Origin of the sequence: Myxococcus sp. CA023 (assembly GCF_010998615.1) — a bacterium.
Taxonomy (GTDB): domain Bacteria; phylum Myxococcota; class Myxococcia; order Myxococcales; family Myxococcaceae; genus Myxococcus.
Genome location: NZ_JAAEAH010000044.1, coordinates 64,069 through 78,090 on the forward strand (window position 1 = coordinate 64,069; position 14,022 = coordinate 78,090).

At 67.5% G+C, this 14,022-nt stretch carries 10 protein-coding genes; 6 read left to right on the forward strand and 4 right to left on the reverse strand.

The annotated features are described in order from the left end of the window. Positions 1-369: 369 nt before the first annotated feature. A complete protein-coding gene (locus F8M74_RS20250; RefSeq protein WP_141258588.1) occupies positions 370-1,317 on the forward strand; it encodes a DUF808 domain-containing protein in 948 nt (315 codons plus the stop codon). Positions 1,318-1,380: 63 nt separating this feature from the next. Here the strand turns inward: F8M74_RS20250 and F8M74_RS20255 are convergent, their stop codons facing one another. Next, entirely contained in the window at positions 1,381-2,427 is a 1,047-nt protein-coding gene (locus F8M74_RS20255) for an NADP-dependent oxidoreductase (RefSeq protein WP_141258587.1), read from the reverse strand. A 161-nt stretch (positions 2,428-2,588) separates the two neighbouring features. Between F8M74_RS20255 and hflK the strand changes: the two genes are divergently transcribed. Both hflK and hflC read left to right on the forward strand, forming a co-directional pair. Continuing rightward, positions 2,589-3,659, forward strand: a complete 1,071-nt coding sequence (gene hflK / locus F8M74_RS20260) for an FtsH protease activity modulator HflK (protein WP_141258586.1) — start codon at positions 2,589-2,591, stop codon at positions 3,657-3,659. Beyond that, the gene (gene hflC / locus F8M74_RS20265; RefSeq protein WP_141258585.1) at positions 3,656-4,597 is read left to right on the forward strand and encodes a protease modulator HflC; all 942 of its coding nucleotides are present in this window, start codon (positions 3,656-3,658) and stop codon (positions 4,595-4,597) included. Before hflK ends, hflC begins: the two co-directional genes overlap by 4 nt. A gap of 124 nt (positions 4,598-4,721) precedes the next feature. Here hflC and F8M74_RS20270 read toward each other — a convergent pair whose 3' ends face one another. After that, positions 4,722-6,344 (reverse strand): LVIVD repeat-containing protein, encoded by a 1,623-nt coding sequence (locus F8M74_RS20270; protein WP_141258584.1) that lies wholly within the window; start codon positions 6,342-6,344, stop codon positions 4,722-4,724. Between the two features lie 446 nt (positions 6,345-6,790). Between F8M74_RS20270 and F8M74_RS20275 the strand changes: the two genes are divergently transcribed. Together F8M74_RS20275 and F8M74_RS20280 are read left to right on the forward strand one after the other, a co-directional pair. Beyond that, complete coding sequence (locus tag F8M74_RS20275; protein WP_228559913.1) at positions 6,791-7,702, forward strand: endonuclease/exonuclease/phosphatase family protein; 912 nt, start codon at positions 6,791-6,793, stop codon at positions 7,700-7,702. 128 nt (positions 7,703-7,830) lie between these two features. After that, complete coding sequence (locus F8M74_RS20280; protein WP_228559911.1) at positions 7,831-8,370, forward strand: hypothetical protein; 540 nt, start codon at positions 7,831-7,833, stop codon at positions 8,368-8,370. Positions 8,371-8,425: 55 nt separating this feature from the next. Here F8M74_RS20280 and F8M74_RS20285 read toward each other — a convergent pair whose 3' ends face one another. Then, on the reverse strand, positions 8,426-8,986 hold the full coding sequence (locus F8M74_RS20285) for a hypothetical protein (RefSeq protein ID WP_141258581.1): 561 nt from the start codon (positions 8,984-8,986) through the stop codon (positions 8,426-8,428). Positions 8,987-9,678: 692 nt separating this feature from the next. Between F8M74_RS20285 and F8M74_RS20290 the strand changes: the two genes are divergently transcribed. Beyond that, the gene (locus F8M74_RS20290; protein ID WP_141258580.1) at positions 9,679-10,176 is read left to right on the forward strand and encodes a hypothetical protein; all 498 of its coding nucleotides are present in this window, start codon (positions 9,679-9,681) and stop codon (positions 10,174-10,176) included. A gap of 166 nt (positions 10,177-10,342) precedes the next feature. Here the strand turns inward: F8M74_RS20290 and hrpA are convergent. Then, the coding region (hrpA, locus tag F8M74_RS20295) for an ATP-dependent RNA helicase HrpA (protein ID WP_240462298.1) at positions 10,343-14,022 on the reverse strand (3,680 nt) is incomplete at its 5' end.

The window sequence follows — 14,022 nt, forward strand, 5'->3', positions numbered from 1 at the left end:
TCCAGCCGGCCAGGTCCAGCGCGCTTACTCACAGCCGATGCGCCGCGGGCCTTCCTCGAAGTCCCAGCAGCGCGTTCCGGGGGACTCACAGGCATGAAGGGACCGGTCCCCGGCCTGCCTCGCGGGAGGCGGGTGGGCGCAGGCAGTCGCCAGGAACACCCGCATCCACCGGGGAACCCACCCGCTGCGTCGGGCTCGCATGTCACGACCCTTCTCGGTGAACCCAGGGAAAATCGGATGGCGGCGGGGTGGGGGAAAAGCCAGGGGTAGTGGCTTTCGAAGCCGCGTGGACGCGCTTAATCCAGGCTATATCCAGGGTTCGGGACGTCTTCGCGACGCGCCCATGCCCTCTACACCAGGACGAACCACGTGGCCGGAAGCAGCCTCCTCACCCTGATTGATGACATTGCCAGCCTGCTGGACGACATCGCGGCGATGACGAAGGTCGCGACCCGAAAGACCGCTGGCGTGCTTGGGGATGACCTCGCCCTCAATGCCCAGCAGGTCTCCGGCGTCAGAGCCGACCGCGAGTTGCCCGTCGTCTGGGCCGTCGCCAAGGGCTCGATGGTCAACAAAGCGATTCTGGTGCCCGCGGCGCTGGCCATCAGCGCGCTGGCGCCCTGGGCCATCACCCCGTTGCTGATGCTGGGTGGCGCCTTCCTGTGCTTCGAGGGCTTCGAGAAGGTGGCCCAAAAGTTCCTGCACGGCGACAAGGAGGAGCAGGCGGCGCAGAAGCAGGAGCGCGTCAATGCAGTGGCGGACCCGTCGGTGGACCTGGTCGCCATGGAGAAGGACAAGATCAAGGGCGCCATCCGCACCGACTTCATCTTGTCCGCAGAAATCGTCGTCATCTCGCTCGGAACGCTCACCGCCGCGTCCTTCGGGATGCAGGTCGCCGTGCTGACGGGCATCGCCCTCCTCATGACGGTGGGCGTGTACGGCCTGGTCGCGGGCATCGTGAAGCTCGACGACGCGGGCCTCTACCTGATGAAGGCGGAGGGCGGGGTCAAGCGGAGCCTGGGCCGGGGCATCCTGGCCACCGCGCCGTACCTGATGAAGGGGCTCGGCATCGTGGGCACGGCCGCCATGTTCATGGTGGGCGGCGGCATCCTCACGCACGGCATCGCGCCCCTGCATCACTTCATCGCTCACGCGGGCGCCGCGGTTGCCGCGGTGCCAGGCGTTGGCGGACTGCTGGGCGCGCTCGTGCCGTCGCTGATGGACGCGGTGGTCGGCATCATCGCGGGTGGCCTCATCGTGCTGCTGGTGACGGGCGCCACGCGGGCCTTCCAGGCCGTACGGGCCAAGCCGAGCTGAGCCAGGTTGCCCCTGCGTGCCCGGGTGTGCCGGGCACGCAGGCGGCGCTTCACGTGTCGGTCGTCATGCCGTTTCGTCCACCTTCACCACGAGCTTGCCGAAGTTGTGGCCTTCCAGCAGCCCGACGAAGGCCTCGGGCGCGTTGTCGAGCCCGTTGACGATGTCCTCGCGGTAGCGCACGCGTCCCTCGCGCACCCACGCGCCCATCTCCCGGTAGAAATCTGGAAGCTGGCTGACGAACTCCGTCTGGATGAAGCCTCGCAGCGTCAGGCTCTTGGAGAGCACGTCGCGCATGACGAGGGGCAGCCGGTTCGGGCCTTCGAAGGGGCCCGTGCTGTTGTACCAGGCGATGAGGCCGCAGACGGGGACTCGCGCGAACGGATTGAGGAGCGGGAAGACGGCGTCCCAGACCTCGCCGCCCACGTTCTCGAAGTACACGTCCACGCCCTTGGGGCAGGCTTCCTTCAAACGCGCGGCGAAGTCCGGAGCGCGGTGGTCCACGACAGCGTCGAAGCCAAGCTCGTCACGCACGTACGCGCACTTCTCCGGTCCGCCCGCGATGCCCACCGCGCGCGCTCCCTTGATCCTGGCCAACTGCCCCACCGTCGCGCCGACAGGACCGCTGGCCGCGGCGACGACCACCGTCTCACCGGGCTGAGGCCGTCCAATCGTGAAGAGGCCCGAGTAGGCGGTGAATCCCGGCATGCCGAGCACGCCCAGCGCGGTGGAGACAGGGGCGGCGGCCGGGTCGAGCTTGCGCAGACCCTCACCCTTGGACAGCGAATAGGTCTGCCAGCCCGAGTAGGAGAGGACGATGTCGCCTTCCGCGTAGCCCGGATGCCGGGAGCGGACGACGCGGGCGACGGTGCCGCCGACGATGACCTCGCCCAGGTCCAAAGGACGGGCGTACGACTTCGCGGTGCTCATCCGGCCTCGCATGTACGGGTCCAGCGACAGGTACTGGACCTTCAGCAGGAGCTCACCTTCGCCGGGCTCCGGCACGGAGACGTCCTCGATGCGGAAGTTCTCCCGTGTGGGCCGGCCTTCGGGCCGGGATGCGAGCACGATTCGTCGGTTGGTCAGGTCTCTCAACGGATTCCTCCCTGGCAAGTGCGGCTTCCCTAATGACCGTGCTGTGGAGCGTCAATCGAAGTGACCGGAGTGACGTGCCCATACCGGTCAAGCGCGTGAGCGCTGCGCATGGTGCCCGGCTGGCTGGAATTCTCGTGGCGCCCCTTGCATGAGCAGCCTGTACGGGGGAAGACGGATGGATGTCATGGAATCCTCGCGTCATGAATTCCGACCCACGAGGGCGGGATCCGTCAGACGTCCTACGTGAGCTTCGGCGGCAGCTGGGGCCTGGAATGGGGCGCCGCCTCCTGTTCGCGGTGCTCGGCCTGTTCCTGCTGGTGGGGCTGATGACCAGCTACGCCCAGGTGGAGCCGGACGAAGTGGGCGTCATCCTCCGGCTGGGGCGCTTCGTGGGAACGGTGGAGCCGGGCCCGCATTTCCGGGTGCCCTTCTGGGTGGACCGCATCGTGAAGGTCCCGGTGCAGCGTCAGCTCAAGGCGGAGTTCGGTTTCCGCACGGAGGCATCCCGCTCGCGCGTGGGCTCGGCCTATGCGGCGGAGTCATCGGACACGAAGCGCGAGTCGCTCATGCTCACCGGTGACCTCAACGTCGCGGTGGTGGAGTGGATCGTCCAGTACAAGATCAAGGACCCGTACAAGTACCTCTTCAAGGTGAAGAACGTGGAGAGCATGCTCCGGGACATCTCCGAGGCCTCGATGCGGGCCGTCGTGGGAGACCACTCGGTGAATGAGGTCCTCACCACGGGCCGCCAGGCGGTGGCCACCCAGGCCAAGCTGCTGCTCCAGGACCTGGCGGACCGCTACGAGACGGGCGTGGACATCCAGCAGGTGGTCCTCCAGGACGTGAACCCGCCCGACCCGGTGAAGCCGTCCTTCAACGAGGTGAACCAGGCCATCCAGGAGAAGGAGCGCGTCATCAACGAGGCCTATGCCGAGCTGAACCGCGTCATCCCCCGCGCGAAGGGCGAGGCCGAGGAGGCGCTGCGCAGCGCTGAGGGCTATGCCATTGAACGTGTGAACCGCGCCAAGGGTGAGGCGGACCGCTTCGCTCGCGTCTACGAGGAGTACCGCAAGGCGCCAGACGTCACCCGCCGCCGCATGTACCTGGAGACCGTGAGCCAGGTGCTCCGGAGCGCCGGGCAGAAGGTCGTCTTGGATGAGTCCGTCAAGGGGCTCACGCCGCTGTTGAACATGCAGGCGACCGACCCCGCGGTGTCCGGGAGCGCGAGCCAGACGGAGGGCCGCCGATGAGCCGCCTTGTCATTCCCCTTGGTGTATTGGCCGTCCTGGTCGTGGTGGTGGGCTTCTCCGCGACCTACACCCTGAGCGAGCACGAGCAGGCCGTCATCACCCGGTTCGGTGAGCCGAAGGGCGCGTCCGTCGTGGACCCGGGGCTCCACTTCAAGATGCCCTTTGTCGACACGGTGAACCGCTTCGACAAGCGGTGGCTGGACTGGCGCGGTGACCCGAACCAGATTCCCACCAAGGACAAGAAGTACATCTGGGTGGACACCTTTGGTCGCTGGCGCATCGTGGACCCGCTGCGCTTCTTCCAGCGCCTGCGGGACGAGCGCAACGCGCAGTCTCGGCTCGACGACATCATCGACGGTGAGACGCGCAACACCATCGCGTCGTTCGCGCTGATTGAGGCGGTCCGCTCCACCAACCGTCCCTTCGAGGACGACGAGTACACCGCCGAGACGGAGCGGGCGGAGTCGCTGGAGCAGGTCGCCCAGGGCCGGGACAAGCTCACTCGCCAGATCCGGCTGCGGGCCGCGGAGATCGTCAAGGAGTTCGGGGTGGAGCTGGTCGACGTGCAGATCCGCCGCATCAACTACGTGGACGAGGTCCAGGTGAAGGTGTTCGAGCGGATGATCTCCGAGCGCAAGCGCATCGCCGAGCGCTCCCGCTCGGAGGGCATGGGCCGCGCGGCGGAGGTCCGGGGCCAGCGTGAGCGTGACTTGAAGGAGATCCGCTCGGCGGCCTACCGCAAGGCTCAGGACGTCACCGGCGCCGCGGACGCCGAGGCGACGAAGATCTACGCGGAGGCCTTCGGCCGGGACCCGGAGTTCTACCAGTTCATGCGGACGCTGGAGGCCTACCCGGACGTCGTGGACAGCTCCACATCGCTGTTCCTGGGTGGCGAGTCCGAGTTCTACCGGTACCTGCGCAGCAGCTCCAAGAAGTAGACGGGAAGGGCGGGGCGTCAACGGCATCCTGGCCGCTGATGCCCCGCTTCCGTGCCGTGTCGTAGTCGCGGTGATGGTTCAGCAGACCCGAGCGGCTCCTTCCGGCGATTCCACGTGGTGGGGTTCAGAGCTCGTTGAAGACGAGCAGGCCGCGGGTGGTGTCCACCACGTACACGTGGCCATCTCCAGGGACGCGGATGCCAATGGCGCCCTCGAGCAGGTTGTCGGTCCGGCCGGGGTCTGATTCGCGGAAGGTGTTGAAGTAGGCGACCTCGCGCGGCTGGGTGGGGTTGCCGACATCCAGCACGCGCAATCCCTCATGGTAGTAGGCGATGTAGAGCCGCTGACCCTTGAGGATCATGTTGTGGATGGAGGTCTGGGGGCGCAGCTGGTACCTGCCGATGAGTGGGATGGCGGTGGGGTCCGTCACGTCTAGGACGCGCAGGTGGGCGCCTTGGTATTCGCCTCCCTCGAAGGCGATGGTCTTTCCCGCGAAGGTGCCCACCGCGCCCGCGTGGCTGGTCGTGAAACTGTTGTCGGTGTCGAACGCGTAGTGGCCCAGCTCCCGTGGGTTCGTCGGGTCCTTCACGTCGAAGACGATGTACCCCGCGAAGAAGTGATTGACGTAGAGCCGGTCCTGGTAGGCGAAGGAGTCGTGCGCCGAGGGCGTCAAGGAGGTCGTGCTGGACGCCTGGAAGCGGCTGAGCAGTTGGGGGCTGAGCGGTGTGGAGATGTCGAAGATGAGCGTCTCGCCGTGCGGCGCGGGGCCTGGAGACACGGCATACAGCCGGTTGCCGTCCACGAAGAGGGTGTGGACGTCGAGAGTTGCTCCGCCGGGTGCGTTGCGCACCAGGATGGGGTCCGCGGGGTTGGAGATGTCGAAGACCAGGACGCCCGCGCTCCTGCTGGCGATGTAGAGCGCGTCCTCCTTCGTCCATGCCGCGTTCCAGTACGAGTCGCCCGGCAGGGTGATTTCCTTCTTGCGGACGGGATTGCTCGGGTCGCTGACATCGAAGACAGTGAGCCCGCCGGGCGCCTCGGTGCGGTCGTGGTTGATGGCCACGACGTAGGCGTGCTGCCGGTGGACGTAGACATCCACCGGCCGGCCCATGGAGATGGCCTGCTCCGAGATGAGGCGAAGGCCGCCCGACGCCTCGGCTTCATTCCGGCCCCAGGTCATCCGCGCGGCCTCGAAGGTGCCCCAGGAGGAGACCTTGCCATTGGAGCAGCGGACGAAGCAGCCCGTCACCAATCCCGGCTGTCGAGCGTCGCAGCCCGCGAAGGCGAGTTCCCGCTCCACGCCCCGCTGGGTGAACCGTGTCGCGATATGGAAGTCGCCATTCAATTGCTGGCGCGTGAGCGCGTGGCCGTCCAGTGTTCCCGTGCTCCCGTCCTGAGGAACCCGGATGCCGGCGAAGTCCGGGAAGCCGGCGGCGTGGCGCATGTCAATCTGGTAGATGCCATGCGCGTCCAGGTTGGCGAGTGACGCGAGGTCGCACTGCGAAGTGTCGAAGTGGGAGGGATTGGCGCAGTCAATGGCGGTGCCCTGGGGCACGGTGAAGGAGCAGGGCGCGTACTCGCCACGGTCGACCCAGTCCGTTGGATCGACCAATGGCGTGTACGTCCCGTCCCAGGGTTCTTCGGGAGGCGGCGGCGGTTCTTCCGGCTCCGACGTGTCAGAGCAGCCAATACACAGCCCGATAATGCCGAGGACGAGGGCATGAAGGCGCAGTGACATGAAAGGCATGGCGCGAGCCTCCTGGCGCGGCGTGGTCCGCGAGGAGTGTAGACGAACAGGTCAGACACGGCGAGGCAGGCGCCGGACGTCATTCCCTGGCGTTCATAAGACAAGGGCTGTTTTGATTTTGAAGCGTTTGGTTTTATCCTGGGTGTTTGTCTTGGACACCCGCACCTTGCCCCCTCATTCGCCCAGGCGAACCGCGATGAGCGCGATGGCCAGGAGGGGCAGGGCGCCCTGGACGATGCTGGGCTCACTCAGAAGGTGCCTGAGTGCATCTGTGCAAGCACCACATCCGGCCGCCTGGTTGGCTTGGGCCATGAGGCGGTTGCTCCATCAAGGCGCTCACTCCCTCTGTTGCTCTGCGCCCGTTGGAGGGAGCGGTGCGGTGTCGGCGCCGCGGTGGAAGGAATCTCTGGGGCGCTGCTTCGTTCAGTGGCGCGATGCACGGGTCCTTGAAATGCAACGACGCACGCGCCGCCGCGGCGGAGGCGTCTGGCGCCAGAGAAGGCGGCTGGCAGCCTGGCTACCTCCAACGGCTGCGCATCGCGCCGCCGTGGGCGCTTCTCCTGCTCACGTTCCTGACGGGATGCCCGCTCGCGGAGAACTACACCGATGAGGCCGGCCCCCGGTACAGCGACGACCATCGGCACCCTGGCACCATCTCCTCCGAGGCGCCCGCTTCCATCACCGTGGTGACGTTCAACCTGTCCTTCGCCGAACAGGTCACCGAGGCCATCACCGCGCTCTCAAGGCCTCCGCTCGCGGGGGCGGATGTCATCGCGATGCAGGAAATGGACGCTGCGTCCGTCGACCGCATCGCAAGTGAGCTGGGGTTGGCCTACGTCTACTACCCTGCCTCCGTGCAGGTGGACGACGACGACTTCGGGAACGCGCTGTTGAGCCGGTGGCCCATCGTCGCGGACCGGAAAGTCCACCTTCCTCATGACGACCCGTACCATCAGCGCCGCCGCATCGCGGTCCTCGCGACGTTGGACATCGGAGGGACCCTGGTTCAAACGGCCTCCGTGCACAACGCCACGCCCATCGTCGGGCTCGGCGGGCGGCTGGACCAGGCGGAGACCATCATCGACGCGATGGAGGGAACGGGACCCGTGCAGGTCATCGCCGGTGACTTCAATACCTCGGACCCGGGAAGCCTGAGGCAGATGGTGAGGCTGTTTTCCGAGCGGGACTTCCAATGGGCCTCGGAAGGCGTGGGGGACACGGTGGACTCCGTGATTGGCGGCCTCCCGCTCGACTTCGTCTTCGCCCAGGGGCTCGCTCCGCTGGAGCGCGGCGTGGACCGGCGTCCCGCGGGGAGCGACCACCATCCAGTTTGGGTGCGGTTCGCATGGCCCCCATGATGCGAGGCTTCGGCATACGGGCACTATGGGTGGGCGGGACGCTCGTTCTCGCTCCTGGCTGTCTGAGCGGTGCGCGGAACATCGGCGCCGCGACAACCCCCGTTGGGACGACAGAGGTCGGCGTTTCATTGAACGCGCTGGCCTTCGAGCGTGGGCGGGACCAGGCGTACCTCCCCAGCCCCGAGCTCACCTTCCGCAAGGGCGCTGGCGAGAACTGGGATTGGGGCGGCCGCCTCACGTTGCTGGGCCTGGAGCTTGGAACTCGGCACCGGCTCATCGAGCAGTCCCGGTGGACGTGGTCCGTCGCTCCGAGCGCGGGAATCTGGTACGTGCCCGTCACCAACAACTACACGGAGCCCGTCAATCTCCGGCTCGGCGCGCAGACCCTGCTCGACTATCGGCTGAGCCGCGCGTGGACTCTGACCGGTGGCGCATCGCTGACAGGCGCCTTCGCGGGACCGCTCACCGCCTTTCAAGGGCGGTTCAATGGATCGAACCTGCTGCTCTCACCGGGGGGCTCTCTGGGGATCGGGTTTCGCTTGAGCCCCTCCTTCGAAGTGCGAGCAGAGGGGGGCCTCGAGTTTCCCCTGGACCTGAGGGGTGGGAGCCGCCCGCCCTCCGGTCATGCCGGGCTGACGTTCCGCTGGAGCCGTGCCGACCGTCGATGACGGTGCACGCACCACCAGGGCCTCCCGGAGAGGCCCTGGCGGAACGCGATTCAACTCACTGCATGTTGGTGACGACCTGCGTCTGACACGTGACCGGGTCGATGGACGACTGGGCCTCGTCGACGGTGCAGAGGGCGCCGCCGTAGGTACCGAAGAAGACCTGCGCGTTGCAGGCTCCGGCGACGTCAGTGACCTCTACCCGCCAGACACAGGTCTTCGAGCCAGCCGGATTCGCCGGGTCGACCGTGTAGTAGTACTGCTGGACAACCGTCGGGGCGGGGGCGGGGGCGCCGACCTGGAACCCACCATAAGTGCCGGGGGGGACGGGGTGGGTGTTCCAGATGCCATTGAACGTGCCCGTCAGGATCTGGATGCCCAGGGTGAGGTCGACGCCGGCCTGGTTGGAGACGAAGAAGTCTTCAACGGCAGGGCCGACGGCCTCGACCGAGGGGCCCTTCCGCACGGGTACCTGCACCGCGCCCTCACGGAGGCTGACGTACTCGCTGCGCTGGGTGAGGAAGTCGGGGAAGTCGAGTTCGATCTGTCCGGCGAAAGCGATCGACGGGGTAAGAGACAGCAGCGAGCCAGCCAGGAAACGCTTCACGTTCCTCGTCATGGACTACTCCTGTGTTGTTTGTGCGGGGTCGGCCGAAGCCAATTCATTACTAGCGCTGGTCTTGAATTGAGTTCAAGTCAAAACGAGTAAATATGGCAATTCAGCAAATATGGACGATTGCGCTCTGGGCGTGGCGCACGTCATCGGGATGTCAGGCTAAGGGGTTGCCGCTGGGGCAAAGTAGACTTGTGGAGCGTCATGCCAGGAACGAGCGCGGGTGAGTGGGTCAAACACAGCCCAGATGGAGCGCGTGATGGGTTGCAAGTCCGTGATGCGTCGCGATGACGGCAGTGACGCATGTTGTTTGTCTTTGATTTGCTTTCGGTCTCGTGAATGGGCGGGATTGTATGTGAAGTGATTGGTCGCTTCGAAGGGCAATTTCCCCGTCAGGATGAGTCCCGCCTCGAAGCCATGCCGGACACGGCTGGGCACTCCCGGGGCGTGCCCTCCCTTGTCGCTCAACGGGATGCTGAAGCGGACGCCCACGGAGGCTGTGCTGGAGCAGTTCGACGCCGGGGCGGAAAGTGAAGCTTGGCGCGCTCGTGCTGGCCTTGGTGCGCGCTCTTCCTGCGTCGCCCAGGGAAGGTGGAGACGGCATCCAGAGTAGTGTCGCTATAGGTCGTGTGCTAAGCCCCTTGCGCGCCTGCGCAGGCTTTCGGCGACGAAAAAGTCACGCTCCAGGACGACGCGAAATGAAAATGACTTCGGAAAGAATCTCCCGGTGGGCAATCAGTGCTCTCGCGCTACGGGGCCCAATGGTCGTGGCGTTTCTCGCCATATTCGTCGTGCAAACCGCATGGACGAACAAGTTCCTCGGAATCGACCTGGATTTCCTGGTGCAGAACAAGGGAATTTTCCTACTCCTTCTATTTGGGGTGCTGTTCGTCCTTGACGGCGTCAGGATAGGCCTCCACAAGTTCCTCTCGTCACGCGCCCAGGGGAACGACAGCGACGTGAAGGACGAGCAGGAACATGTCACCGCGATATTCTCTCTTGATAAAGCAGACCCGGCGAAGCCAGGGGCGCTCGTGGGCATTGAACACCTGCAAGAGAAGCACAACTTCGACGCGCTGGACTGCCCGGAATGCGGCGGAGAGGGGTGCAAAAGCTGCGACGATGGTGGCCTCATCCTCGTCTGGGAGAAGGCCCCCTGCGGCCCAGACTGTCCCATCCTGGCTACCAAGCATTGATACGGGGCGCGGGTCCACTGGTGTAGCCCCCTGAAGAGTCGGACAGGCTCGTTCTGGTCGGAGTCACCGGGGAGCGCGGGCCGTACTACCGGCCGGCGGTGGGCAGTCGGGCGGCAGCACCTTGAGGACGCCGATGCTCTCGTCGCGGACGCACCGCCACCCGCTTCTAGCGCAGCGCCGCGAGAGCCGCGCCGACCTTCGCCACCGTCACCGACACGGGCGTCGTCACCTCCGGAGCGAAGACGGCCACGCGGAGCTCCTCGAAGGCCCACCGCAGCTCCTGCGCCGCCTCCTGGTCCCGCACGGTGGCGCGCCTGGCGAGGAAGGTCTCCCACAGGGGGGTAAAGGGCGCGGCCTTCCCTACGTCCTTGCCGGGGTTCGCCACCGCACGCGACAGCCGTGCCTGGGCCGCGCGGAGGTAGCGCGGGTAGTTCAGCAGGCGCACGAAGGGAATCCACTCGATGAGGTTCGCGGGGAACAGGTGCCCGAGCTGCGAGCGGATGTCCCGCACGGCCGCCGCGCCGCTCGGCCCCTTTGATGCCGACTTGAGTGCAGCGAGCGTCGAGGCGAGCTCCGAGGAGGTGACGACGACGGCGTTCGCCCAGTCCCGGGCCGCACTCTCGATGCACGGTGAGCCCTCACGGACCAGCGCCTCGAAGGCCGCCTTCGTGCGGGGCAGCGGTGCACCTGGTGCGAGCTTGAACGCATCGTCGACGCTGCGTGCGAGGACGAGCGCCCGGAAGGCGTCGGCCTGGCCCCGCGCGGGCGGCGCGCCGTCCAGGGATGGGAAGGGCAGCGGCATGCGCGCGGCGCTGACGGCCACGTGTCCGCGCGCGGCGAGCATCAGGAGCCGGCGGACCCCCGTGCGCGTGGTCGCCTCGGCGGCGGAGGATGTCTCGAGCAGCACCAGGTCCACGGCAGCGCCCCGGTCGACGAGCGCGGGGTAGCTGCGGAGTTCGAGCCCGCCGACCCGCCGGGTGACCACGGGGGGCAGCTCGCCGAAGGTCCAGGCGGTCAGCCCCTTGCGCTCCCAGTCCGAAGGCGGTGCCGCGCTGCGCAGCGCCGCCCGTGCATGTCCCCCGTGCTGCTTGAGCAGCGCGTCGGCGTCGCGGCTCCGCGCGAGCTCCTTTCCCCGCTCGTCGAGCACCCGGAGCGTGATGCGCAGGTACGGCGCCACGGCATCCGCCCGGAGGGACTCCTCCGTCACGTCCACGCCGCACAGGCGGGACACCGCACGCGCGAGCGCTGGAATCATCGGCCCGCGGAAGGGCACCAGTTCCTTTTCGAGACGGTCGACCAGGGCCGGCAATGGACCCAATTGCTTGCGCTGGGCGCGGGGGAACTGCTCGAGCAGGGCGGTGAGTTTCTCCCGCTGCCACCCGGGGATGGTCCAGTCAAGCTCACCCGGGACCAGCTGGGCGAGCAGCAGCAGCGGCACGCTCAGGGTGATGCCGTCGTCCTCGGCCGAGGGGTCGAAGGTGTACGTCACCGGCACGGACGCGCCGTGCAGGGTGATGGCGTCCGGGTAGTGCGCCGGGGACAGGTCCGGGTCGTGTGAGAGGGCGTCCTCCATCGAGAGGACGAGCACGCCGGGGTCGGCCGCCTCGGCCTTGCGGCGCCAGACCTCGAAGCCCGCTCCGTCCGTCACGTCCGCCGGGAGGCGCTGGTCGAAGAACGTCAGCAGCGCCTCGCTGTCGAGCAGCTCGCTGCGCCGGGCCTTGTCCCGCAGGCGCGCCACGCGCTCGAGCACCTGTCGGTTCTTCTCCTGGAACGCCCCCCGAGTGCGGTACTCGCCGCGCACCAGGGCATGATCGAGGAACATCAACCGTGCCCGGGCGGGGTCCATGTTGGCCAGGGCCACGGGGCGCTCCTTGAAGACCTGAAGCCCGAAGAGGGTCGCGTTCTCCTTCACCACGGCGCGCGCGGACTTCTCCGACCAGTGCGGTTCGGAGTAGCTGCGCTTGAGCAGGTGGGGGGCCGCCGCCGCGAGCCACTCCGGGTCGAGCTTCGCCACGGTGCGCGCGAACAGCTGGGACGTCTCCACGAGCTCGAACGCCATCATCCAGGCAGGGGGCTTTTTCGCGAGCGCCGACGAGGGGTGAACCATGAAGCGCGTCTGCTTCGCGCCCGTAAAGTGGCGCTGCTCCGGATGCCACTGGCCGATGCGGGACAGGAGCCCGGTGAGGAGCGCCTGGTGCAGGACGTCCCCGCGCGCCGGGGCGCCCCGGCCCTTGCGCGGCAGGCGCAGCTCGCGGACGGTCTCCTCGAGCTGGCGCTGGACGTCCCGCCACTCGCGCACCCGCAGGAAGGACAGGAAGTTGTCCCTGCACACGCGCCGCAGATGGGACGTCCCCCGGCCCTCGGCCTCGCGCACGAACGCCCACAGCTTGAGGAGCCCCGTGAAGTCCGAGTGCTCGTCGCGGAAGCGCCGGTGCAACTCGTCCGCCTTTTGCGCGGACTCGCGTGGCCGCTCGCGCGGGTCCTGCAGGTTGAGCGCCGCGGCGACGATGAGCACCTCGTCCAGGCACCCGTACTCGGCGCCGGCGAGAATCATCCGCGCGATGCGCGGGTCCACCGGGAAGCGCGCGAGCTGGTGCCCGAGCGGCGTCAAGGCGCGCTCCTTGCCCTCGATGGCCCCGAGCTCCTCAAGCACCCGCCAGCCCTCGGCGATGGCCCTCGGCTGGGGCGGGTCGAGGAAGGGGAAGTCCTCGATGTCACCGAGGCCGAGGGACTTCATCCGCAGGATGACCCCCGCGAGCCCGGTGCGCTTGATTTCCGGGTCGGTGAAGGCGGGCCGCGTGGTGAAGCTCACCTCGTCGTAGAGGCGCACGCAGATCCCCTCGCGCACGCGGCCGCAGCGCCCTTTGCGCTGGTCGGCGCTGGCCTGGGAGACCGGCTCGATGTGCAGGCGCGTGGTGCCCGAGCGTGGTTCGTAGCGCGACAGGCGCGCCACCCCCGTGTCCACGACGTACACGATCCCCGGGATGGTGACCGACGTCTCCGCGACGTTGGTGGCGAGGATGACCCGGCGCTGGGGGATGGTGGCGAAGACACGCGACTGCTCGGCGGCCGACAGGCGCGCATACAGGGGCTGCACCACCGTGCCGCGGAGCTCGCGCGCGTTCAGGGCATTCTCGGCCTCGCGGATTTCCCGCTCCCCAGGGAGGAACACGAGGACGTCCCCATCCGGGTCGAGCGAGATCACGTTCGCCACCGCATCGGCGACGGAGTCTGCGAGCTCGGTGTCCTCGGGAGGCGGCTCGTAGAGCACGTCCACCGGAAAGGTACGGCCCTCCACCTGGATGACCGGAGCCCCCCCGAAGAATTGCGAGAAGCGCTCGGTCTCGATCGTGGCCGAGCTCACCACCACCTTGAGGTCGGGGCGCCTGGGGAGGATGCGCTTGAGCCACCCGAGCAGGAAGTCGATAGTGAGGCTGCGCTCGTGGGCCTCGTCGAGCACGATCGTGTCGTAGCGGCGCAGGAGCGGGTCGCTGTGAATCTGCGCGAGCAGGACCCCGTCGGTCATGAACTTCACGGCCGTCTGCCGGGACGAGCGGTCCTCGAAGCGAATCTGGTAGCCGACGTCCGTGCCCAGCTCCGTGCCGAGCTCGCGTGCCACGCGCGCCGCCACGCTCGTCGCGGCGATACGCCGGGGCTGGGTGACGCCAATCTGGCGCGGGCGGCCGCGCCCCATGGCGAGCAGGACTTTCGGTAGCTGCGTCGTCTTCCCTGAGCCGGTGGCCCCCGCGACAATGACCACCTGATGGGCGGTGATGGCCGCGGTGATGTCCTCCACCCGGCTCGAGATGGGGAGCTCGGGGGGGAAGTGCAGGGTGGGCAAGCCGC